The sequence below is a fragment of the Zhouia spongiae genome (assembly GCF_022760175.1).
Classification (GTDB): domain Bacteria; phylum Bacteroidota; class Bacteroidia; order Flavobacteriales; family Flavobacteriaceae; genus Zhouia; species Zhouia spongiae.
The window spans coordinates 2119811-2144344 of sequence record NZ_CP094326.1 but is presented as its reverse complement, the minus strand read 5'-3'; the positions used below and the strand labels follow the sequence as shown (position 1 = coordinate 2144344).

General features: G+C 39.8%; 18 protein-coding genes. 7 read left to right on the top strand and 11 right to left on the bottom strand.

From position 1 onward, the window contains the following. Positions 1-17: 17 nt before the first annotated feature. From MQE36_RS09330 to MQE36_RS09315, 4 genes are all read right to left on the bottom strand, one after another. On the bottom strand, positions 18-1574 hold the full coding sequence (locus MQE36_RS09330; protein WP_242935713.1) for a RagB/SusD family nutrient uptake outer membrane protein: 1557 nt from the start codon (positions 1572-1574) through the stop codon (positions 18-20). Positions 1575-1585: 11 nt separating this feature from the next. Then, positions 1586-4789, bottom strand: coding sequence for a SusC/RagA family TonB-linked outer membrane protein (locus MQE36_RS09325; RefSeq protein ID WP_242935712.1), 3204 nt, complete (start codon positions 4787-4789; stop codon positions 1586-1588). 373 nt (positions 4790-5162) lie between these two features. Next, positions 5163-7001: a sodium:solute symporter family protein gene (locus tag MQE36_RS09320; RefSeq protein ID WP_242935711.1), complete on the bottom strand. Its 1839-nt coding sequence runs from the start codon at positions 6999-7001 to the stop codon at positions 5163-5165. 173 nt (positions 7002-7174) lie between these two features. Beyond that, positions 7175-9781, bottom strand: a complete 2607-nt coding sequence (locus MQE36_RS09315) for an alkaline phosphatase D family protein (RefSeq protein ID WP_242935710.1) — start codon at positions 9779-9781, stop codon at positions 7175-7177. Positions 9782-9961: 180 nt separating this feature from the next. Between MQE36_RS09315 and MQE36_RS09310 the strand changes: the two genes are divergently transcribed. The 7 genes from MQE36_RS09310 (at position 9962) to agaR (ending at position 17258) form a co-directional block, all read left to right on the top strand. Next, positions 9962-11089 (top strand): SIS domain-containing protein, encoded by a 1128-nt coding sequence (locus MQE36_RS09310; RefSeq protein WP_242935709.1) that lies wholly within the window; start codon positions 9962-9964, stop codon positions 11087-11089. Positions 11090-11094: 5 nt separating this feature from the next. Beyond that, a complete protein-coding gene (locus MQE36_RS09305) occupies positions 11095-12018 on the top strand; it encodes a 1-phosphofructokinase family hexose kinase (RefSeq protein ID WP_242935708.1) in 924 nt (307 codons plus the stop codon). Continuing rightward, the gene (locus tag MQE36_RS09300) at positions 12011-12955 is read left to right on the top strand and encodes a carbohydrate kinase family protein (protein WP_242935707.1); all 945 of its coding nucleotides are present in this window, start codon (positions 12011-12013) and stop codon (positions 12953-12955) included. The genes MQE36_RS09305 and MQE36_RS09300 overlap by 8 nt, the downstream gene beginning before the upstream one ends. Before the next feature lie 6 nt (positions 12956-12961). Beyond that, the gene (locus MQE36_RS09295) at positions 12962-13783 is read left to right on the top strand and encodes a class II fructose-bisphosphate aldolase (protein ID WP_242935706.1); all 822 of its coding nucleotides are present in this window, start codon (positions 12962-12964) and stop codon (positions 13781-13783) included. A gap of 7 nt (positions 13784-13790) precedes the next feature. Continuing rightward, positions 13791-14798, top strand: coding sequence for an amidohydrolase family protein (locus MQE36_RS09290; protein ID WP_242935705.1), 1008 nt, complete (start codon positions 13791-13793; stop codon positions 14796-14798). A 98-nt stretch (positions 14799-14896) separates the two neighbouring features. Further along, positions 14897-16312 carry a Gfo/Idh/MocA family protein gene (locus MQE36_RS09285; protein ID WP_242935704.1) on the top strand — a complete coding sequence of 472 codons (1416 nt, stop codon included), beginning with the start codon at positions 14897-14899 and terminating at the stop codon, positions 16310-16312. Positions 16313-16466: 154 nt separating this feature from the next. Continuing rightward, positions 16467-17258: a transcriptional repressor AgaR gene (gene agaR, locus MQE36_RS09280; RefSeq protein WP_242935703.1), complete on the top strand. Its 792-nt coding sequence runs from the start codon at positions 16467-16469 to the stop codon at positions 17256-17258. Between the two features lie 177 nt (positions 17259-17435). Here agaR and MQE36_RS09275 read toward each other — a convergent pair whose 3' ends face one another. The 7 genes from MQE36_RS09275 to MQE36_RS09245 all read right to left on the bottom strand — a co-directional run bounded on the left by MQE36_RS09275 (position 17436) and on the right by MQE36_RS09245 (position 24458). Next, entirely contained in the window at positions 17436-18269 is an 834-nt protein-coding gene (locus MQE36_RS09275; RefSeq protein WP_242935702.1) for a universal stress protein, read from the bottom strand. A gap of 139 nt (positions 18270-18408) precedes the next feature. Then, a complete protein-coding gene (locus tag MQE36_RS09270) occupies positions 18409-19458 on the bottom strand; it encodes a response regulator (RefSeq protein ID WP_242935701.1) in 1050 nt (349 codons plus the stop codon). Further along, the gene (locus MQE36_RS09265; RefSeq protein WP_242935700.1) at positions 19436-20695 is read right to left on the bottom strand and encodes a PAS domain-containing sensor histidine kinase; all 1260 of its coding nucleotides are present in this window, start codon (positions 20693-20695) and stop codon (positions 19436-19438) included. Before MQE36_RS09265 ends, MQE36_RS09270 begins: the two co-directional genes overlap by 23 nt. Positions 20696-20861: 166 nt before the next feature. Further along, a complete protein-coding gene (locus MQE36_RS09260) occupies positions 20862-21698 on the bottom strand; it encodes a universal stress protein (RefSeq protein ID WP_242935699.1) in 837 nt (278 codons plus the stop codon). 217 nt (positions 21699-21915) lie between these two features. After that, positions 21916-22890, bottom strand: coding sequence for an MlaD family protein (locus MQE36_RS09255; RefSeq protein WP_242935698.1), 975 nt, complete (start codon positions 22888-22890; stop codon positions 21916-21918). A 9-nt stretch (positions 22891-22899) separates the two neighbouring features. After that, the gene (locus MQE36_RS09250; protein ID WP_242935697.1) at positions 22900-23679 is read right to left on the bottom strand and encodes an ABC transporter ATP-binding protein; all 780 of its coding nucleotides are present in this window, start codon (positions 23677-23679) and stop codon (positions 22900-22902) included. Next, positions 23676-24458 (bottom strand): MlaE family ABC transporter permease, encoded by a 783-nt coding sequence (locus tag MQE36_RS09245; protein WP_242935696.1) that lies wholly within the window; start codon positions 24456-24458, stop codon positions 23676-23678. The genes MQE36_RS09250 and MQE36_RS09245 overlap by 4 nt, the downstream gene beginning before the upstream one ends. Positions 24459-24534: the final 76 nt, after the last annotated feature.

Here is a 24534-nt window from a genome sequence, read left to right as displayed (position 1 = left end):
AATTAAACAATGACCTATTACAATTTACCTCTCCAGAATTCTGTCTGAACTATCGCCGGATTAATAGAGATCACCCCTGGCAGAACCGGCCAGAAGTACCCTTCTTTCTCGATTCGAGTTTGATTTGCCCAGGACACACCATCAAAATAATCCATTCTAATACGGTCGAAACCAGACTGAGCTTCACCAACAAATTCAATAGCTCTCTCATCGAAAATCGCTTTCATTAACGACCCTCTATCCGTTGCCCCCATATAATCGGGCACATTAGCCTTACTTCTAATCTCATTGAGATCGGCCATAGCCAACCCAGCATTTCCTTGACGAGCGTATGCCTCTGCTCTTAGCAAGTACATATCAGCCAATCTAAAAATCAGAATGTTTGATTCTGAAAACTGTGCAGATGCATTTTGCGGATCAGCCGGATCCTGACTGGTATGAGAATACTTCATCAAGAAAGACAAAAAATTATCCGAATTGTCGTTGTACGAATAAAAGAACAAGTCTTTTCTCATATCGTTCTCTCTATCAGGATCTGTATTCATCATTTCGTTACCATAACGATCTGCATTATACTCTAATGTATGTCCTGTGTTACGGTTTTGATAGACTATCGGAGCATTTAAAGTAGCTCCCACATGATTACCTGCATTAGTCTCTATCCTGAACGCCTCATCTAAGTCAGAATCAAAATTAATTTCAAACAAGCCTGTTTCTGACTGCCCTAGACACATTCTGTTAAAACCTACTTCTCCTTCAGCAACATAATCTATTAAACTCGTTCCACTGTTATTAATCACTTTAGTGGTAGCATCAATGGCCTGCTGTATCATTTCCCCATTATCATTATCTCTACTCGCATACCACAGGGTAATATGAGCTTTCAGTGCTTCTGCACTCGCCTTGTTAGCTGTAATTGCCCAACCTTCTGCTCCCGGAGAAGAATATCTTAACAGATCTATCGATTTGTTTGTTGCCGCTAAAGCAAAATCCAGAACCTCCAATTCATCACTACGAGGAATAGTTACCACATAACCATCATCATCCACTAACTGACTTGAACTTTCCAGAGATTCCTCTACAATTGGAGCATCTCCCCATATCCTTGCGATATAAAAATAAGCTAATCCTCTTACAAAAGCCGCTTCACCTATAATCCTATCTTTCTCTTGTTTAGATTCAAACACCTCATCAGGCATGCCTTTTACATACTGTTCAATAGTGTTTGCCCAGTTAGCTACCCGATAAAAATGAGTCCAATCTCTTGAAGCATCACGGTAAGCCAGAACAAAATCCCCACTATTCTCTATATAATCAGTAATCCAAAACTTACTGTCTAAAAACGTCATTCCGGTATACTCCCCCCAAAACAGGAAATTAGCCTGATTTGTCAAAGCATATTTAAGTAATCCATAAGCCCCTGCCAATGCTTGTTCCGCATTGTCTTGACTTGTCCAAAACACATCAGGATGAGTGATACTCACAGGTTCCTGCTCTAACAGATCCGAACAACCTACAGCCCCAAAGAGACTTAAGATTATTATATATATTTTAATACCTTTAATTCTTTTCATAATCATTTTTTTTAAAATCTTGTATCAATACCAAACGAAATCGTTCTAGCCTGAGGATAACCATTTCCATAGGTATTACCTTGGGCATCTACCATAGAAGCATCAACAATTTTCTTCGATTTCTGCCATTGATATGGGTTTAAAACTGATGCAAATAATCTTAAGCGCGATAAACCAATCTTGTTCATAAAATCATCCTGTCTATCAAATGTATATCCTACAGAAGCATTGGTAATCTTCCAGTAATCTCCACTATCAATCCATAAAGTCTGATTCCCTCTAAACCCGTAGAACGGCCCCAAACTAGGACTTGACGGATACAGTGCAGGGAAATCCACTCCTGCAGCACCATCCCCCGGCTGTTCCCAGAATGTATAGTCACTTAAATCTGCTAAACCTCTAACTGCCCAGTTATCACCACCCCGGTCATAGGCATCCATATAGCTGTTCAATACGGTATTTTTAATATCAGCTCCAAATGAGAATTGGCTGTACATCTGGAAATACCATTTTTTATACTGCATATTGATATTAAAAGACCCCTGGATATCAGGAATTGGTGAAAATTCAGTAGCCAATTTTTGATCATGTGTTTCATCAAGTAAATAATCCCCGTTTAAATCTTTCCAGATCGGGAATCCAGGTCTTATAGACGCCCAAGCGCTTTTCCCTGTTAAAGGTTCACCCGTAAACGGGTTAATCGGCAACTGAGAAAGATCGTCAATAATATAGTCATTGATAAAAAACCTATACAAGTTTAATGGTCTACCAACTACATATCCGTAATCTTTACTAATATTAACATAATCCCTGTTGCCATTCGGCAGCTTAGACACATAGTTTTTATTTTGAGAAAAACCAGCCATTAGCTCTAAACGCAAATCATTTTCTCTAGGAAATACATGATACCTTAACATAGCCTCCCAGCCGTAATTAATGACACCTGCTAAATTAAGCGTACTACTATTATACCCAGAATAAGCAGGTAGATCTACTCCAAAAAACAAGTTCTCAGTATCTCTGTTATATGCATCAAAATTCAAACTTACTCTCCTGTTAAACAAGTCGAGATCAAACCCCACGTTCCATTGCTTCGTCTCCTCCCAGGCTAACATTGAATTACCTATTTTATTATAATTAGGCACTACTCCCGTAACACCTCCATAAGAAGATACATTCATCAGGTTAGTCCAATATGCACTACCACCATAACCTAAACTATACGCTCCAAATCGATCATAATCACCTGTAGCCTGCTTACCTGTTAATCCCCAACTCCCTTTCAATCTTAAGAAGTCGATAAATTCAGGCATAGTATTTTTAAAGAATGGTTCATCAGACACAATCCAGCTACCTGCAACCGAATAAAACTCACCCCATCGATTGTCCTCTCCAAATTTAGAAGAACCGTCCATACTGTAATTAAAATCTACCTGATACCTGTTCTTAAAACGATACGTACCCCTGCCAAAGAACGAAACCAACGCATTAGCTCTTATATCCGTTCTACCGAAAATCTCATCCTGGGAATATCTATCATTAATCACTTTAATCGCATCACTACCAAAACCGTATGCTCCCATCAACATGTCTTCATACTGATTGTAATCTACCCGATTTCCCAATACAGCTGTCAACTCATGGTTTTGGCTTCCAAAATCGTTAAGGAATGTAAAATAATTTTCGGCAGTCAAATTCTTTCTTGTATACAATGAATAACTGGCAAAACCATCACCTGCACTACGGACGATTGAAGGCTCATAATAGTTCTTTTTATTGGTATCATACACAAAACTCACTTGTGAATTCAGACTCAATCCCTCAAACAAATCCAAGGAAGCAAAATTCGACAAAGTAAAATTAAGCGTACGATCCTGATTCATTTTTTCACTCAACTCCCCCGTTATGGATTTAATACGATCTTCAGACACATAAAACAACGAGGATTGTAAACCTGCAGGATTTACAGGTAATGCAGTATTCAAATTAAAATTACTATGATATTGTCCGGTATAAGGATTTCCCTGCCCGGTTTGTTGATCTGTATACGTAAACCTTGTAATTAGCTGGTTTTTAAACCTTTTACCCGCTTTAAAGTTAAAATTCGAATTAAATGTAATTCTATCCACACCGGTAGCTTGAATCACTCCGTCCTGATCATCATAACCTAATGAAAATCGATAATTAGATTGTTCGCTACCTCCGCGTACACTAAAATTATACTTTTTAGCTACTCCCGTCTTGTAGAACAATCCCTGATAATCTATATTATTATTAAAAGCCGGATTTAAACTATCTGAAAGCATAATCGGTGTCTGACCACCTTGTAACTCAGCAGTAGTCCACCATTTTTGGATCATATTCATTTTTGCCCTTCTTTCAGCAGCCCCCACTAACATTTTAACTAAATCAGGTTGTGGTTGAATACCCATACTTGTAGAAAAAGAAAATTCAGGTTTATCAAGTACCGCTCCTTTTTTGGTTTCGATAAGGATCACTCCATTTGCACCACGTGATCCGTAAATAGCAGCTGCTGAAGCATCTTTTAGGATATCTATACTCTCTATATCATTAGGATTGAGTGATGCCAAGAAATCAGTATTAGACACTCCATACCCAGCTAAATCCTCTAACGATGTCTGAACACCATCTATGACATACAATGGGTTACTATATGCTAAATCAGGATCTATATCTGATCCGATTGCTGTACTCCCCCTGATCACCAACGCTCCTCTTGCAGCAGGTGCCCCAGACATTGACACACTTTGAACACCTGTTACCTGTGTGGCAATTATACCAGAAACATTCAAGACTGGAATATCTTCAATAGCATCACTACGCACACTTGAAACCGCACCAGAAACGTTTCTCTTTTTAACTTTCTGATACCCTATAAGCACTACATCATCTAATTCGGTTAAATCTTCATCCAGCGAAACTGTCAATGAAGATCGGCCCTGAAGTTGAATTTCCTGAGTTTTATACCCAATAAGCGTAAAAACTAATGTGGCCTGGTCATCAGGCGCTTTAAGCATAAAATTCCCATCAAAATCTGCCGCTACCCCTATTCTGGTTCCCTTCACAAGGATATTCACCCCAGGGAGAGGAGCGCCTGTCACACCGTCAACCACGCTACCTGTAATTACTGTTTCCTGGGCAAAAGAAAAAGTAACTGTAAGTATCGCAATTGCGAAACAAAACAATTTTCTCATAAAATTAATTAATTTGGTTGATACTAGTTATGAATTAAAGTATGCAAGCATAAAAACATGTCTGCAAAACAAAAATTCTTTCATATTCTTTTGCTAAATTAACATAATTTTTCAATTATCCAAATAAACTCTAACATCAATTCTTTCGTTTTGTTGTTTTTGAGTGTTAAATCGCAAATAAAAAAGAATACACAAGGAAAGTTTACCAATAGTAAATTTATCTCTAATTCACGGAACAACCCGAAAGAATTCATTTTTCTCTTCAGCAACCTACCAGCAAGAACTGCTTTGGAACACACATCATATCAAAACACAAAAAGCCTGTCCATAAAACGGACAGGCCTCAAACAAATATCCAGATAATAACTTCTTACTAAAAAATAGTGGCTTTTATCTTCTTCCATAACTTACTCAGGAAGAAAGAACCTATTAAAACAACCACCGTCAGGACCGTAGCCATAACATACCTTCCATATATCCAATAACCGGTTGCAAATAATGCTGAATAGATCACGACACATCCCAGCAGCATTGCCAGTATACCTGAAGGAACACTCCACTTCTCTCTCGCATCTACAATCTCTTCACCTTCCGTTTGAGCCTCACCAACTACTTTATTCCACCCGGGTCCACCCGGTTGTGTTCTCTTATAAAAATTAAACAGGGTCGAATTCTTTTCAGGTTTCGTCAGGAAAGTAACACCTACCCAAATAACCGTGGTCACCAGTACAACAACGGGATACTTTGCCCATCCGGGCATCAACCCCAGCACAGTTTCTGAAGTAGTCTCATCTACCCCTCCAAACATCATAAGTCCGAGTGGCGTTAAATTAATCAACAATGATATAATTCCTGAAGAAAACATGGCAGCAATCTCACTCCATGCATTGATCCTCCACCAGAACCACCTCAAAATAAAAATCAAACCTGTACCTGCCCCAAAGGTTATTATATAATCAAACACCTGTAAAGCATTCGTCAACAACAAAGCCAATATAGCACTAAACACCATCAACAATACTGTCGATATCCTACCAACTGCCACTAATCTTTTTTGCGAAGCATCTTTTTCAACATATCGGGCATAAAAATCATATACAATATAAGACGACCCCCAATTCAGGTGGGTTGAAATTGTAGACATATAAGCTGCAATCAAGGAAGCCAACACCAGCCCTAACAATCCGGCAGGCAGCTTAGTAAGCATTGCTGAATACGCCAGATCATGACCTAGCTTATCTTCTGCCACATTAGGGAAAGCCTCATGAATACTTGCTACATCAGGAAACAACACCAATGAAGATAGTGCCACCAATATCCATGGCCACGGACGTAAAGCATAATGCATTACATTAAAGAAGAAGGTTGCTCCTATAGCGTGATTTTCATTTTTAGCCGCCAGCATCCGCTGCGCAATATACCCGCCACCTCCAGGCTCAGACCCTGGGAACCAGGCACTCCACCACTGAACAGCCAAAGGAATAATCAAAACCGTTATAAACAACTCTTTATTATCAAATGAGGGTAATATATTTAGTTTATCAACTACATTTTCATGAGTCACCAGATTAGCAACTCCTCCAATCTCAGGCAGGTTTACACAATAGTACGCAGCACCAATACCACCGACCATCGCTACGAAAAACAATAAAAAGTCGGTATAAACCACTCCTTTAAAACCACCGACTGCACTAAACACAGCTGTCACCAGCCCCGCATATCCAACAGTCTCAAGAGGTGTGAGCCCCAGCATTATCTGCCCGATTTTTATGGCTGCCAGTGTTACTCCCGACATTGCCAGAATATTAAAAATAATTCCAAGATACACAGCCCTAAAGCCTCTTAAAAATTTTGCAGGTTTGCCTCCATACCTAAGCTCATAAAACTCAATGTCCGTAGATACATTAGATTTTCTCCACAACTTGGCATATACAAAAACCGTTAACAAGCCTGTTAACAAGAAACACCACCAAATCCAGTTTCCGGAAACACCATTAGTTCTCACCACATCCGTAACAAAATTAGGCGTATCAGTAGAAAAAGTTGTTGCCACCATGGACAAACCAAGCAGCCACCAAGGCATGGTTCTTCCGGACAGAAAGTATTCAGAAGAACTTTTACCTGACTTTTTCGATACCCAGATTCCTATAAACAGGGTAATTGCGAAAAAGCTAAAAATCAAAATGTAGTCTAGGGTAGTTAATGTAATCATATTTATCTCTCTTTACCTTGAGGTTAAATTTATATCTTTTTAATTAGTTATAGGTTCAAGAATCAAAATTGTTGATTTTTCTTCTTTATCGTTATAAATTTCACAGCTAGATTCTATTTTTAACACGGAATTCAAAATTTTATCGACCAAGAACAGTCAATCAACAACAAACATCAAAATTTGATCTCTATTGATTTTCTTTGTTTATCCTTGGCTTTTACATTACTCAATATCTTCTCTTCTCCAGATTCCAGATCAACAACCACTATCTTATACCTTCCTTCTTCAAACACTTTTGGCCGAAACACCTTATCATCTTTCATTCGTATTGCATACACGAGTTCGTCAGATCCGTCGTACACCTTCAGCAGCGGTTTATGAGCATTCATTATTCTAACCTGGGGGAGCCATGCTCCGGCTTTCTTTCCAAAATTATCCGCCTGAGAAATCATCATCGGCCAACCCGTAAATTGCTGATCACGATTCACAGAAACATCCACATAACGCGGCCAGCACTCGGTCTTTATCGTTCTGTTGTTTTTATTGAACGTCACCAAGCCGTAACCTGTAGCCCGATCGTGGATAATCTTTGGCTCCATACCGGTCTGATAGGGGTTTGCAACAGCCTGAACTGTAATTTTATTACCAAAACCATCAACATGATCGCCTGTATAAGCCGGATTTTCAGGTGTATGACGCGCTATATCTGTAGCCGGCCAAAATCTTCTAGGCCAGATATTGTTTAGCGCCGGACCCGCAAAGGCATAACCGGAATCGCCGAACTCATCGACACCATATTTAATAAAACTCCCCAGATGCTGATCACCTGCTATATGGAAAGCAAATGCTTTTCTTATAATTTCAACCGCTTTATCCCGTTGTTTCTGCGGCCATCCATTTGAATCCATATCTGCAGTCGGTTTATCCCCAACAATATATTCTCCCTTCTCAGGCACATACAATGAAGGTACCACAGAATCGTCTACGGCATCTTCCGGGAGTGTTGCTACGGTAGCAAAGTTGGTTTGTGACAGCACGACTTTCATTTCTGCATTGTTCCAGTCCTCTACCCATTCACTGAGAAACTTATGCTGTCTTTCCCCCAGTAAAGCCGCATCTATATCCCTATATTCTTTTATATCAAAATCTTTATTCCGGATCCAGCCATTCCAGATATCAGCTTCTTCAGGCAATACATTTTTGGGCGCCGATTTAAACTTCCTGTCTTCCAGAATTGCAAAACTCAGCCCTCCGTAATTCCAGGAGGTATAATACACTCCTATTCCCTGCCTGACCGGTGTCGGATCGTACGGATCAGGCAAATGACTCGTCTGTGTAAACTGAATCATATTCACCCAATCGGCAGACATCTTATATCCTCCGGAATCCTGGGCTCCTGCCCCATACCCTTTTGAAACGTCAGCTTCTTTACCACCCTCTCCCCATACATTCCCATGATAGACATCATGATCGTCAGGTATTATAGCACATGGTTTATGCCTGAAAAGCTCCCGATACGACCAACCGAACATGTACCACTTCCGTAAGTAATCCAAACACCTTTTATCATAAGACCCCGTAAACTGGACTCCAAAGCCTCCGGTTCCTTCATAAAACTGATCTCCCAGAAAAAGGATTATATCCGGATTTAATTTCGACACATTGGCATATATGTCATTATCAGGAAAACCAAAATGAAAATTACAGCTGAAAACTGCCGCAGAAATCTCTTCCTTCTCCAGGGGTTCTTTTGATACAGTTCCTTCGTATTGATAATGACGAACCTCATTTTTCATAGGTATCTTTGCTATTAAACGATAAGGAACGTCATTGCTGAACTCCCAATTATCAATAACAAAATTCACAGCACGGCTATCCGGCTTCAAAACACTGCCGGCATACGCTTGCCAAACGCCATTTATTAAAAACTCTAACGACAGCTCATGCCCCTCTATACGTTCAAACGGCGAGCATTGCGCCGTTAACTTTAATTTTTTATGATGTAATGTATACTGGGCAAAGCATACAGGTCCGTATATCTGATCTTTTTTTACATGCAATTCATCAGACTGTATCTTCCATTTCGAAAATGCAACAGACGGCTCGTCTATAATCTTTTTGACACCACAATCTGCCAGCAACGCAAAATTCCCTTTCACATGTCCTGCCTCAACCAATACATTACTGACTCCTGTCAGCTGAACCCCGCTTTCCGGATCTGCAACAACTACCGACAAGTTATAGTTACCCTGATAAGCCTCGGCAAAAACATCCAGTCTGAAACTATCCGGCACTTTATCCAATGTTGTATCCAGCACCCTATCGCCAATAACCAGCTGTGCGTTCTGATTTAAACCTATATCCAAACCTTTCCCAAATACTGCAGCCGACCTGTAATCTTCAAAAACACCTTTAGCTCCCAGCCTTAATCCAAAACAGTATTTCCCGCCTTGAGCACCGGCTTTCGGCTCCACTTCCACACCCACCCTAAAATCGTCTGTAGACTCCTGTTTTTGGATGGTTAAAAGATGTAGATTCCTGTTCGATCCCGCAACGTTACACAGTAACTTCCCGTCTTTAACCTCCCAATCCTGCAACCTGTTACCCCAGTACTCCGGTCCCGCCCAGCTCATGTCTTCCCACAGCAACCATTCACTTTCAAAGTTTACATCAGCAGGTTTAAAGAATTCGTTGCCCGACATTGCTTTTAACAGGCCCGGCGACACAATCGGTAATACCGACCCTAAAACGATCGTTTTAACGTACTTTCTCCTATCCATTAATTAAAAAATATAACAGCGTTTTAAGTGCAAAACGCTTCCTTAACTTTTTCTTAAAGGGTAAATATACATAAAATATAACGAAACCTTTTTTATTTCGTTTTATTTCTTTTATATTTGTTTTCAACTTCACCTTCATTTGCCACTTAAGAGTCACAATGAAGAAACATTTAGAATATAATGAGCGAAAAAACGATTAACAATATAGATCTGCACACCGGACAAGAGATTTTTGGTCAGCCGAATTTATGGGAAGATGTATTCAACCTAATCAACAATCAAAAGGAGCGTATTGAAAGCTTTATACGCCCGGTTTTGGAAAACCAAAACCTGAAAATTGTCCTTACCGGAGCCGGCTCTTCTGCTTTTATCGGTGAAGCCGCTCAAGGTTTGGTCCAATCAGCTACCATAAGATCTACTCAGGCAATAGCTACTACTGATATTGTGACACATCCGGAACTCTTTTTCCTTAAGGATACTCCCACGTTATTAGTTTCGTTTGCCAGATCGGGAAATAGTCCTGAAAGTGTAGAAGCTGTTAATCTTGCCAATCAACATTGTAAAAACATCTATCACTTTATTATTACCTGCAACAAAGACGGGCAACTGGCCAGATATGGCAAAGCGAATCCTGAAAATTGTTTTTCACTTGTGCTGCCTGATGAAAGTAATGACAAGAGCCTTGCCATGACCGGAAGCTTCACTTCTATGTTACTTAGCATACTTCTTGTTGCAGACATCCAAAATATCGGCAACAAAAACCAGGATATAAATGAGATCATTGCATTAGGGAATTCTATTCTGAAAGAGAATAAAACCCTGGCAACCGTAATCGATGAACCCTTTGACAGGGTGGTTTTCCTAGGTTCAGGGCCAATGTTAGGGGTTGCCCGTGAATGCCATCTGAAACTCCAGGAACTAACCGACGGGCAAATAATCTGTAAACACGATTCGTTTTTAGGTTTCAGACACGGACCGAGAGCTGTGGTCAATGAACAAACACTCGTGGTATACCTGTTTTCTAACAACAGCCATGTATTGAGATACGAACAAGACCTGGCTAAAGACACAGCTACAGATCCGAGAAACATCAAGACCATTGCCTTTGGAGGACCTGAAGATTTAGCAAGTACTATAAAAATTGACAACAATACAGAAAACAATAGCCTGCATGTTGTCCCGGCTACCATGATAGGGCAGTTACTGGGTTACAACAAATCCTTACAACTCGGATTTAATCCTGACAATCCATCGGTATCAGGAACGATCAGCAGGGTTGTTCAGGGCGTAAATATTTACAAAAAATAAGGATCATGATATTAAGTGTTTGTCCGAACCCATCCATTGATACTTATGCCTGGCTAGATCAGATCGAGGCCGGTGGTGTTAACAGGATTTCTAAACTACGGGAATATCCGGGGGGAAAAGCTACCCATGTTGCCATGGCGCTTAAAGAACTTGGTTCAGACACTACTTTACTCGGCAACTGGGCAGGAGCATCGGGCACATGGATACAACAACAATGCGAATCCTTAAAAATTAATACTGAAGGCCTTTTATTGAAAGGTTCAAACAGAAAGTGCTATACATTCAGAACCGATAATGCTTTGTTCCTCAATACAGAACTTTTAGAGCCCGGACCGTCAATGAGCGAAACGGACTGGATCGAATTTCTGGGAATTTACGATAAGGAGATCCAAAAGAGCAATATTATTGTAGCATCCGGTTCCTGGCCAAAAGGGGTGCCGGAAGATGCTTATCTTCAAATTGCACAGCATGCTGAGAAAGCAAATAAAAATGTAATTTTAGATTGCTCAGGAAGTCAGCTGGAAAAAGCATTGCAGACTTCTTTTTTCGGATTGCATATTAATGAACACGAGGCAAAGAACCTGTGCGGAACTGACGATTTTAATACTATTTTAACCAAACTGGGTCAGAAAGTAGCTTTAATTGCCATTACCAAAGGAAAAGAAGGTCTATGGCTCCACCACAACGGAAGAACCATACATGCCAATGTTAAAATTGATAATGTTATAAGCACAGTAGGTAGCGGCGATTGTCTCACTGCCGGAATAGCTCATGCTGTAAACAAAAAAATGGAGCTTGAAGATATAGCCCGCTACGGTGTGGCCTGTGGCGCGGCAAACTGCCTGAATGAAGACCTTGGAATTTTAAAACTGGAGGATGTGAACACCCTGCTTCCCCAGGTAAAAATAAATGAGATTGTAAATGCCTGAAAAAGAACTCATAGTCGTTGGAGAATTAAATGTTGACCTGATCCTCAACAACATCGATGGATTCCCTAAAATAGGAACTGAAATCCTTGCGGATGACATGAACCTTACTTTAGGCAGTTCTTCTGCAATCATGGCTGCCAATGCTGCTGCTATGGGTGTAGATACAACTTTCTGCGGAAAGGTCGGAAACGATATGTTTGGTGAAGTCGTTCTTAAAGAACTCAAAAACAAAAATGTTTGTACAGACCATATAAGCAGTTCCGACACACATCAAACCGGAATCACTATCGTGATGAGTTATGCCGAAGACAGGGCTAATGTAACCTATTGCGGTGCCATGGAACTGCTCACCATCGACGATATTCCCTGGGAGGATATTAAAAACTTCAAGCACTTTCACTTATCAAATTTCTTTATACAAAAAGGGATCAGAAAAGATATTACGACAATTTTTAAAAAGGTGAAAGAAGCAGGGATAACCACCTCGCTTGATTTGCAATGGGATCCGGAAAATAAATGGGATTTCGACTATAGGGAATGTTTACCATATGTCGATGTTTTTATGCCTAATGAAGCTGAAATTATGGCTTTGACCCGAACATCATCTGTAGACGAGGCACTGGAAGCGGTGAAGCCCTTTGCCAATACCATTGCCCTTAAAATGGGTGCTAAAGGAAGTGTGGGCATTGAAGATGATACTCAAATGGAGGTTTCTTCTTTTACAAATCCAAAACATATAGACTCTATAGGGGCTGGTGACTCCTTTAACTCCGGTTTTATTAAAAAATATATCGGGGGAGGTTCTCTTCAGGAATGCCTGACATACGGAAACCTGATGGGTGCCCTTAATACAACTGCTGCAGGGGGGACAGGAGCTTTTAATTCTCCTGAAGAGATCGAACAAAAAGTAAAATCAATTTTCAACGTTGCTATATAAGTCAAAATGAAGCTGAAAGAAAAATTACAATTGTTAACAGAACAAAAAAGAGGGCTATTAGCCACCAATTTTTATAATGTAGAAACCTTACACGGAGTTTTACAGGCTGCTGCTAATTTAAATGAACCCCTCATATTACAATTAACGAAGAGTTCTATCGATTATATGGGGCTTGATACCGCCGTAAAACTGGGGAGAGCCGGATTGGCCCAGTTCGGAGTTGAAGGATGGATCCACCTTGATCACGGCGGATCGGTAGCATTGGCTCAGCAGTGCCTGGATGCCGGATTTGATTCTGTAATGATAGACGGCAGTGAGTTGCCGTTTGAGGAAAACATCAAAATAACTCAGGAAGTCGTAAAACGAGCAGCTGGCTATGGAGCTCATGTAGAAGCTGAATTAGGTTATGTTGCCAAACTGGGACAGGATCACGGTGGTAGTTTTACACAACCTGAGGAAGCAAAATCTTTTGTAGAAGCCACGGGAGTAAATGCACTCGCAGTAGCCATCGGAACTGCTCACGGATTTTATAAAGAAGAGCCAAAACTGGATATTGAACTCTTATCAAGAATAGCTGCCGTAACACCCGCAACGCTCGTGTTACATGGAAGTTCAGGGGTACCTCACAATCAGGTTCAGGAAGCTATTTCAAACGGAATATGTAAAGTTAACCTGGCTACTGAGATCAAGAATATTTTTATGCAGACCCTAAAAGATGTATTAGTTTCCAATGAAGAGATAGACCTGCGTAAAGTATTTCCTCAGGCTACCAATAAAATCACAGAATTGGTATCAGGCAAACTAGAAATGGTAAAAAACGGAAAATAGAACAATTATGCTAAAGCAATTTATTGATGCACACGTACATTTGAACACTACTTCCAGAGCTAAAATGGAATTGGCCCTAAAGTACAATGTGTCGTTTTTATCCATCAATACTGATATCCCCTTCTTCGAAAGCCTAGACGATCAGAAGAATACAGTACTTGCTTTACAACAAGAGTTTCCCGACAGGATCATACAGATTACTTCCTTTGATACCCGATACTGGAATACCGAAAAATGGCTGCCTCATGCACTGGAACAAATAAAGGATGGCATCTCTAAAGGTGCAGCAGGTGTTAAAATCTGGAAAAATATTGGCATGGATGAAAACGTCAAAGACCTTGACGGAAATTTTGTTATGCTTGATGACAAACGTTTCGATCCTTTATACCAATATCTGGTCGACAATGATATTCTTTTAATCGGTCACCAGGGAGAACCCAGAAACTGCTGGCTCCCGCTGGAAGAGATGACCGTTGACTCTGATAGGGATTATTTTTCCGGCCATCCTGAATACCATATGTACCTCCACCCTGAGTTTCCTGCTTATGAAAAACAAATGGAAGCCAGAGATCATGTTTTAAGTAAGTTTCCTGAACTGAAATACGTAGGACTACATCTTTTCAGCATGGAATGGAGCATTGATGAAGTTGCAAAGCGTTTAAAGATGTTCCCGAACACAAAAACCGATTTGGCAGAAAGAATATGCCATGTGCAACTACAGGCAAAAGATAACTGGGAAAAAGTACGTGATTTTTTCATTACGTATCAGGATCGTATTATATACGGCACTGATGTTATTGACGATGGTTCTATGAGTGATGATGAATTGATTACACGGTTTGAGTCATTATGGCAAGGACATTACGACTTTTTTGCTACCGGCAAAACCCTCACCGCTCCTGAATTTAAAGGCGCGTTTAAAGGGTTGCAGTTACCCGAGGAAGTTGTTCATAAAATATTTGTTCAAAATGCCGTTGACACTTATGGTTTTAAAATAGACCGATTAACAAATTAATCATAATTATGAAACAAGTCATGTCAATTAAGTTATTACCAACCGGATTGTAAATGACGAGTTACATCTGACCAATAAAAACAATTAAATTCAAACAGATGAAAAACAACAATAGACGAAACTTTTTAAAACTATCATCGCTTGCAGGTATCGGCCTGGCCGGAAGCACGATGACCGGTTTTGCTCAGGAGAACGGAATTATTATCAAAAACAGAAACCTTGGACAGCGGTTTAATATGTCCGGATATGCAGCACCAAAACTTGACAAAGTCCGTGTCGGGATTGTAGGTTTAGGGATGCGCGGCCCCGGAGCTGTTAAACGCATGAGTTATATTGACGGTGTTGAAATCAAAGCATTATGCGACCTTAGGGAAGATCAGGCAAAAAAAGCCAAAAAACTTTTAAAGGGAACAAAACACAATCCTGACCTGTATTATGGCAAAGCATATGCATGGAAAGAGATGTGCGATCGCGATGATCTGGACCTTATATATATTGCTACGCCATGGGAGTGGCACACACCTATGGCCGTATATGCCATGGAAGCCGGAAAGCATGCCGCAGTAGAGGTTCCTGCCGCTCAAAATATGGATGAGTGCTGGCAGTTGGTAGAAACTTCAGAGCGTACTAAAAAGCATTGTATGATGCTTGAGAATTGTTGCTATGATTTCTTTGAACTGTTAACTCTTAACATGGCAAGACAGGGCTTCTTCGGGGAAATCATTCACGGAGAAGGTGCATACATCCACGACCTCGTAGACCTGAACTTTAATAAGAATAATGGATACGAAAGCATGTGGCGACTTAAGGAAAATGCTAAACGCGACGGTAACCTGTACCCTACGCACGGCCTTGGCCCTATTTGCCAGATAATGGACATTAACCGGGGAGACCAGATGGATTACCTGTCATCTATGTCCAGTAACGACTTCAATATGGCATCACGTGCCAGAGAACTTGCTGCAGACGATGATTTCTTTTCCGAATATGTAAACAATCCGTTTAGAGGAAACATGAACACGACCATGATACGCACCAAGAAAGGCCGTACCATGATGATCCAGCACGATGTAAGCTCTCCCAGACCGTATTCAAGAATACACCTGGTAAGCGGCTCTAAGGCTTTTGCCCGTAAATGGCCTAGCCCGGCCAGAATTGCAGTTGGGCATAGCTGGATGAAAGAAGATGAATTTAAAGAAATAGAAAAAAAATACACTCCGGAAATCGTTAAGAAAGTTGGGGAATTGGCTAAAAAAGTTGGAGGCCACGGTGGTATGGACTTCATCATGGATTGGCGTTTGATCGACTGTTTAAGAAACGGATTGCCTCTTGATCAGGATGTTTATGATGCTGCATCGTGGAGCGCAGTCGGATTGATCAGTGAAGCTTCAGTGGCAAACAGATCAAAATCGATCGACTTCCCTGATTTTACAGGTGGTAACTGGAAAACGAATAAACCTGTTGATATTTCTCTTCAGGGAGCGGGAAACACTAATGTTCTCTTAAAGAGTTAGTTAGTTAGTTTGTTAGTTTGTTTTAAGTAGTTTTTAAAAGGAGTGATGGACATCGCTCCTTTTTTTATGTCGAAATAATTCTCCTTTATTAAAATATTAACAAGTATTTTATTATTTTTAAGTCGAAAGACTTAATAATAATATCTTCGTATATATGAAGGAGAACGAAACTAAAGGAAAAGTAAAGAAAACTGCCGAGAGGCGATCTAAAATATTAGAACTGCTCGACATTAAGGGTCAGGTAAATGTAAATGAGCTTAGTCAGGAGCTGGGGGTCAGTGAGGTAACCATCAGAAACGACCTCGACAAACTGGAAAAAAGCAAACTTCTGATCCGTGCCCATGGTGGTGCTTTTAAGACAAGTAATATAGCCTTAACCGTTACTGAAAAGAAAAAAATAAATCTTGAGGTGAAACGCCTTATCGGTAAAAAGGCAGCTTCATTGATAGAAGAAGAGGAAAGTGTTATCCTCGATTCCGGAACCACCACTTTTGAAATATCAAATAACCTCAATGATTTCAAGAACCTGACCGTCATCAGTAATGCTTTAGATATTGTAAACAACCTGTCGAAGTATGAAAACCTCGATGTGTTTATGCCGGGAGGGTACCTTAAGGAATTTTCTATGTCACTCGTTGGCCCGATGGCAGAACGTAACTTCAGGCAATTGTTCTGTAATAAATTATTTTTAGGTGTCGATGCCATCAAACCTGATCTGGGGGTTTTCACCCACCACATGGAAGAGGCTTACCTGAACCAGATAATGATCGACATAGCCGAAGAAGTTATTGTAGTTGCTGATTCGTCTAAGTTTAAAAGATCCGGGCTGGCATTTATCTGTTCTTTTGAGAAAATTGACAAACTCATTACCGACGATCAAATTGAGAAAGAACACCTGATCGCCTTAGAAAAAAATAATGTAGAAGTCATCATGGTAAAAAAATAACCCGACAACACTTGTTATAAAAAAAGAGGCACCTTTTAAGCGCCTCTTTTTCATTTTAGTATACCTCAATACTAATTAACTCAAAGAACTAAATCTTTTATCACTGCTAAATTAACCATTCCTGTTTATCTAAAACATGACTTTTGTCATCCCCTGCTTGAACAGCCTGATCTCTTATCAAACAGCATGTTCGTGTAAGACCAAAAAAGGTATGCTTGTATGGTAGCTAATCTCCTTTACAGTGGGCTTAAACAGTATTTGCTGAAAGAAGTTAAGATTCTTTGCTACCATGGCTATGATATCGATATCCCTGCTTTCTGTAAAGCACTGTACCGCCTTATCCAGACGTTTGCCTGTTACCTTATGAAAACTATGCTCAAAACTGTCAAGATGATCATCCAGCAATTCTTTATTCTTTAACTGCTCATCGTCAAGCCCCTCAAAATGTTCTTTAACTGCATGTAACGAACGAACCGAAGCATGATGTAACCGGGCTATATCCAGCATGGCAGATAACATATCAGGCGAATAAAATATTCTGAAATCGGTTGGGAAAGCTATTTCTTTGGGAACTTTAGGCACTGCTCCCTCAGGTATGGCCAAAACAGGACATTTCACCCTGGTAATCACATCACTTGTATGACTCCCGACTATGTTCTTTTTTATTCCAGAAGCTCCTCTCGTGCCCATTACAATAAGGTCTATGCTTTTTTCTGCAACCTGCTTTTTTATGGCTTCCACTAAAAAATCGTAGTCAACCAATGAAGCAAAATTATGGTCGGCCTCCGGAAACTGCCCCCTAATTTGTTCAGCAGCCATTTTTAACCGCTCCCTTGTGCTAACAGCTCCTTCACTCTCCGGTCGGGAACCTGGGGTATCAGCATACATCCTGACATTCTCTACGTGAAGCAAATAAAAATTACACTTCTCTTTTTTGAAAAGCGTGACTCCATACGTTATTGCATTCCATGAATTCGGAGAGAAATCTGTAGGTATCAGTATGTTTTTCATATTGTTATTGGTTGCAACAACAAAATTACCTAAACTCCTTCCCTCTAAATATGATATATGTCAAACAAAGTATTTTTGCTCACCAAATGAAATTTAACCCCTACAACTGTATCGGAATCCATGACTTGCCCCGTGTTAGCTAGTCAATTTGCCGTAAACGCTCAATATTTAACACCTTAATATTTCTTCCTTCTACAGAGATCAACCCCTCTTTCTTTAACTCTGAAAGGGTTCGGATAAAACTTTCCGGAGCAATCCCTGCCACGCTTGCCAGATCATTACGTGAAATTTTGATCCCTTCCTGCTTGTTTCTTTCGAACTGATCTACAAATTGCAGTATCGTAGCAGCCGTCTTCCTTCTTACGGAACCATAGGCCATCTGCAGTAATTGGTCGTTAAATTCGGTCATTCCCTCAGTTAAAAAATTAATGATCTCAACTGAAAGCTTCTTATTATTTAGTAAAATATCGCTAAGAATATCTTTCTTTAAAGCATATACAGTAGCATCCTTAATCGCTTTTGCATATTCTTTATGCGGGATGTTCTGCGTAAATGAACTGAACCCGAAAAAATCGTCTTCTTTACTCACCCTGGTAATCAGCTCTTTACCCTGCTCATCGATTTTATACGATTTCACAATACCTCCTTCTACCAAAAACATATAGTTGGAATGGTTTCCCTCGGAATAAATGAGTTCACCTTCCCCGAAAGACATCAGCTCTCCTTCGTCTAGAAAATAATTTTTAAGCTGGTTAATGTTAGAAATCTCTTCATCATCTACAGGGCTACTCTCTTCATTTTCTTTTTGTTCATTTAATATCTGAACCTTTGCCAACCTGCTTTCAATGGCATTGATCAATTCTTCTTCTTCAAAAGGCTTTGTTATATAATCGTCGGCTCCGAGGTTCATTCCCTTTCTTACTTCATTACGCTCGGTTTTAGCAGAGAGAAAAATAAATGGTATGCGTCTGGTACTATTATTCTTAGACAAGGTTTCCAAAACGCCATATCCGTCTAATTCAGGCATCATGATATCACACACAATAATATCGGGTAATTCTTGCTCAGCTAATGCCACGCCTTTTTTCCCGTCAGAACCTGTAATGACATTGTAATTAGACAATTCCAGAAGTTCGGCTGTATTTTCTCTAAGAATTAAGTCGTCTTCAATTAACAACACTTTTTTCATTTTCTGCTTGTTTGTTTTTATTTGGTAATTCTATTTTAAATACAGAACCTTTATCCTGTTTACTTTCGAAACAAATTGATCCTCCCAGATCCTCCACATGGCTTTTTACAATATTCAGTCCAATTCCCGTACCTTGTGTCGTTAGTGCATTCTGTGCCCTGAAATATCGTGAAAATACGTGCTTTTGATCTTCTTCAGGGATACCGATCCCTTCATCCCTGATCGTAAAAAGATAGTTCTCTTTATCTATAGGAGTCACTTCAATATGTATGGTTGAATTTTCAGGCGAATATTTAATTGCATTGCCTATAATATTAGACAGTATCAGCTTGAATATCTTCTCGTCCTGGTTTATAACATATTCATCTATATCTTCCGGAAATCGGATCTTTTGACCGGACTTTAAGGTCATATTGGCATCGTAAACAATTTCATTAAACGCCTTACTGAGGTTAAATGTAGTATACTTATAAGTGACCTTTCCCGAATCTATACGTTCGATAGAAAGAAAATCGTTTAAAATCCCATTCAGGTTCCTTACGATCCCCTTAATAGTATTCAGGTGCTTGTCCCTTCTTGGTTGTTGCTCTGTCTGTGTATATTTTTCCAACAGCATTGTAGAAGTAAGAATACTGCTCAATGGCGTCTTGAATTCATGAGAAACCATAGAAAGGAATTTCGTTTTCAACTCGTTAAGTTCTTTTTCCTTTTGCAGAGCTATTTTAGCCTGGCTCTCTGCTTCTATCCTCAACTTTACTTCTTTGGTTAATTGCACCACAGAATCCCTTAATGCCTTTGTCCGTTGCCTGATTTTTTCTTCCAGTTGCTCGTTCAACTCTTTAATTACATTTTCAGACTCTATCCGCTTTGTAACATCCATAACAATGGCCATCACATACACCTGATCGTTTAAGAAAAAAGGGTTCAGCCCTATCTCCACATAGAATTCCTCTCCGCTCTTTCGTACCCCTGACAACTTTCTCCCTTCGGCCATTCTTCGCTGGCTCGACTGTGCAAAATATCCTTTAAAATGCCCTTCGTGTTTTGTATGATAGTTTACCGGAATAAGCACATCCATTTTCTTTCCCTCCAGCTCCTCTTTCTCATAGCCAAACATACTAGCCAACGGACTATTGGTGGCTACAATCTTCCGTTGTTCATCAACAACTAAAATTCCCTCTGAAATAGCTTCGGAAAGCAGGCTGAAAGTGTCTTTGTCTTGTTCAAATAACCTCATAGGTTCTAATATAACTAAAATTCATAAGGTTACTAAACCTCCTTCACAAAATTAAGAATTTTAGTCATATTCATGGTTCTTTTCAGCAAACAACTCCGTGCTGATAAGCATCAGAACGAAGTTGTTCAAACCTCTTTATCGGAGCAAATCCACGAGGCTGTTTATGTTAAATTTTAAACGTTACAACCGGTACGTTTATATGCGTTGCAATATCCTCTCCTATACTTCCCATAAAGAAATGTGAAAGTCCTTTCCTGCCATGCGTAGCTAATGAAATAACATCAGCCTTAATAGATTTGCTAAAAGTATAGATCCCATTTTCAATAGTATAATCATCGTAATAATGAACCTGATCATTATAAGGTACCCCATCATCATTGGCTGCTTCCAAAAACCCGGAAACTCTTTCTTCTAACTCGGAAGTGCTTCTAAAATCCTCATTAGGAAGATTCACATACAACAAATGGACATCACTGTTAAAAAGCCTGAAAAAGCTCATTGCTTTCCTGTATGACCTTACAGCCTCCATTTTGAAGTCACATGCAAAAACAACTTTATCCATACTGAAATTTTTACTACGCTCTTTAATAACCAGAACAGGAAAATCTGAAGCCCTTATTATTTTTTCAGCATTAGACCCCACAAACGCATCGGAAAAACCGGAATATCCATGAGATCCTATAACGATAAAGTCGACCCCCTTTTCATGGGCCAGGTCATTCATTTCTGAAAATATTTTATAATTCTGGACAATGAATTCAACCTCTACATCCTTCATATAACCATGCTCCAACAGTTCGTTAAAACGCTTTTTAGCCAATTCAAGATAGTATATGGCCTCTGCTTGCTTTTGCCCCTCATCTGAAATAAAAACGGATTGGGCCGTGCCCACCATATGAAACAAAAGAAGCCTGGCATTCAGGTTCTTTGCAATTTTCGCTGCCACTTCCAAGGCATATTCTGAATGTTTTGAAAAATCAGTCGGCACCAAGATTTTTTTCATTTCTTTTAATTTTAATTAAAATGAATCCTTTGTTTAACCCTAAGGTATTATAAGTAAGTCACATAAGCCATGATATATATCATTTCAGAAACACATAACACTTCCTTAAAATCGCCATTAAGGATACCCGTAATTGTACCTGAACGGATTTGAACAAGCATATCTTGTTCAGAAAAAACCGGGATCACCCCTCTGACAAATGGAAAGTTTAAGTTGTTCAGTTCTCCTTTCGTTGTTCCTTCTCTAGCTTTTTAAAATATTTTCTGAACAGGTAGTTCTGTTTTAAGGCTTCCATATTTTGGTTAAAACTTTCTGTTCCCTGTTCTATATGATCAATCGTCTTTTGAAGTTGTTTTACCAGAACAGTATCGGCAGTTAAATAATATAAAGCGCCCCTGCCTGTTTTAACATCATAAACCACTGTATTCAGGTTTTTCAACAAAGAGTCCAGATTTTCACCTGAACTCTGCAAATCGTTTATGACATGCTTTAATTTTGCTCCTGAGACAGTATCTTTAAATAAAACACCGACTACATTCTCTTTGTCATCCGTACTCTTTAATATTTTATTTAACCGGTCGATCGAAAGAGTCGCTTTATCGCTCACATATTTGAGGTTCTCTATACTCTCATCAAGATTTTTGGCCATTGCAGTATCGTTCAGAAGTCTTCCCAGCGTACCCTTCCCTTCAGTAATTGCTCTCGTTATTTTCAGCAGATCGGCAGTCAGCAGGGCTGCATTCTCATTGGTCACACTCAACGTACCCAGCAGGTCATCGGCTCCTATTTTGCTGTACGAAATGATCTGATCCCCATCCTTAACAGCTTCATCGCTATTCTTTCCCGGATTAATATTTACGATCATATTTCCCACCAGGCCATCTGAACCAATTGTAGCCACAGCATCTTTCTTAATAAAAACCTGTATACTTTCCTTTAAAATCATGTCTACTTTAATGGTTGTATCATTCACCACGGTAATATTTTTAACAGTACCGACATTTACACCTGAGAAACGCACATTATTACCTTCCTGCAGGCCATTAACATTTGCAAACTGAACACTTAGCATAAAGGTTTGACTAAAGAGGTTCTCTTTATTGCCAATTAAATATGCGGCAACGACCAAAAGTGTGGTTCCTGCTGTTACTAAGGCTCCCAGCCTTATCTTTTCTGATGTTGTTCGTCCCATAACCGACTTTTATTTAAAGAATGCCTTCACCTTAAAATCTTCTACCTTAATCAGTTCCCGATAAGTACCTTCTGCGTAATTTATCCCATCTACCAGTAATATCATCCTGTCTGCGATCACTCTGGCACAATCTACATCGTGAGTGATAATTAAAGAAGATGTCATATACTGCTTCTGAACCTTTTTCATAAGCATAATAATCTCTTTAGACGTTATCGGATCCAGGCCACTTGTCGGTTCATCATAAAAAATAATTTTCGGTTTCATAATTAAGGTTCTGGCCAAAGCTATACGACGTTGCATCCCCCCCGATAATTCATCCGGCATAAGATCTACGGTATGAGCAAGACCAACACTCTCCAGGGCCTCTAAAACCGCTTTTTCTGTCCTGATATTCTTCCCAAAACGCTCCCGGTGTCTGCGTAACGGAAATTCCAGATTTTCACGGACGGTCATCGAATCGTACAAAGCACTTCCCTGAAAAAGGAAACCGACATCTGCCCTCAACCTGTCTAACGAAACATGGTTCAAGTGAACAATGTCCTGCCCCATAATGTTCACACTTCCGCTATCGGGTTTCATTAGTCCAATCAGACATTTAATCATTACGGACTTTCCTGAACCGGACTTGCCCATTATCACAAGGCTTTCCCCTTTATACAATCTCATGCTGAAACCACTTAGCACCTGATTTTCCCCAAAGCTTTTCTTAAGGTCTTCGACAACTATGACAGCTTTTTCAGGGCTCTGAACCAAATCTTTTCCATGCATGCTTGATAAGGTTTTCATAGGTCATAAAAAATATCAGCGATAATTACCGCTATAAAATCCAGAACAAAGATTAATAAAGACGACAGTACTACAGCAGTATTGGCGGCTACTCCGACCCCTACCGTTCCTTTTTTACAATAATATCCCTTATAACATCCTACCAGACCAATTGCAAAACCAAAGAAAACCGACTTAGCAACCGCAGGTATCAGATCCCTGAAATTCAAAGCATTAAACACCTGGTTAAAAAAAAGGCGGGCGGAAACATCTCCTTTAAAATGTTCTATAAGAAACGATCCGTAGAGAGCCAAGGCATCTCCATACACCACCAGCAACGGAACCATCAGTGTCGTTGCCGTTATCCTGGTAACCACTAAAAACTTAAAGGGATTCGTTCCGGACACTTCCATTGCATCGATTTGTTCTGTTACTCTCATAGATCCCAGTTCAGCACCAATTCCGGAAGCTATCCTGCCGGCACATACCAGGGCAATAATTACCGGGCCGATCTCCCTTACAATCGATATTCCGACCATGGAAGGCATCCAGGATACAGCTCCAAATCCCTGTAACGTCGGACGTGTCTGCAAAGTGAGTACCAAACCAATAATAAACCCTGTCAGGCTCACTAACGCTAATGACCTGTTACCAACATTATAACATTGTTTTAATAACTCATTAAATTCGTAAGGAGGATGAAAAGCTTCTTTAAAAAAATTCCCTGCAAAAAAAGCAAGCTCACCTATCTGCTTAAAAAAGCTGTTAAATAAATTTGTTATTGACCCTTCTGATGACATTATCAGTATTTACGTTCATAAAATTTCCTTTATTCTGAACGAATTAACATTTTAAATCATATCTAAGTTACTGATA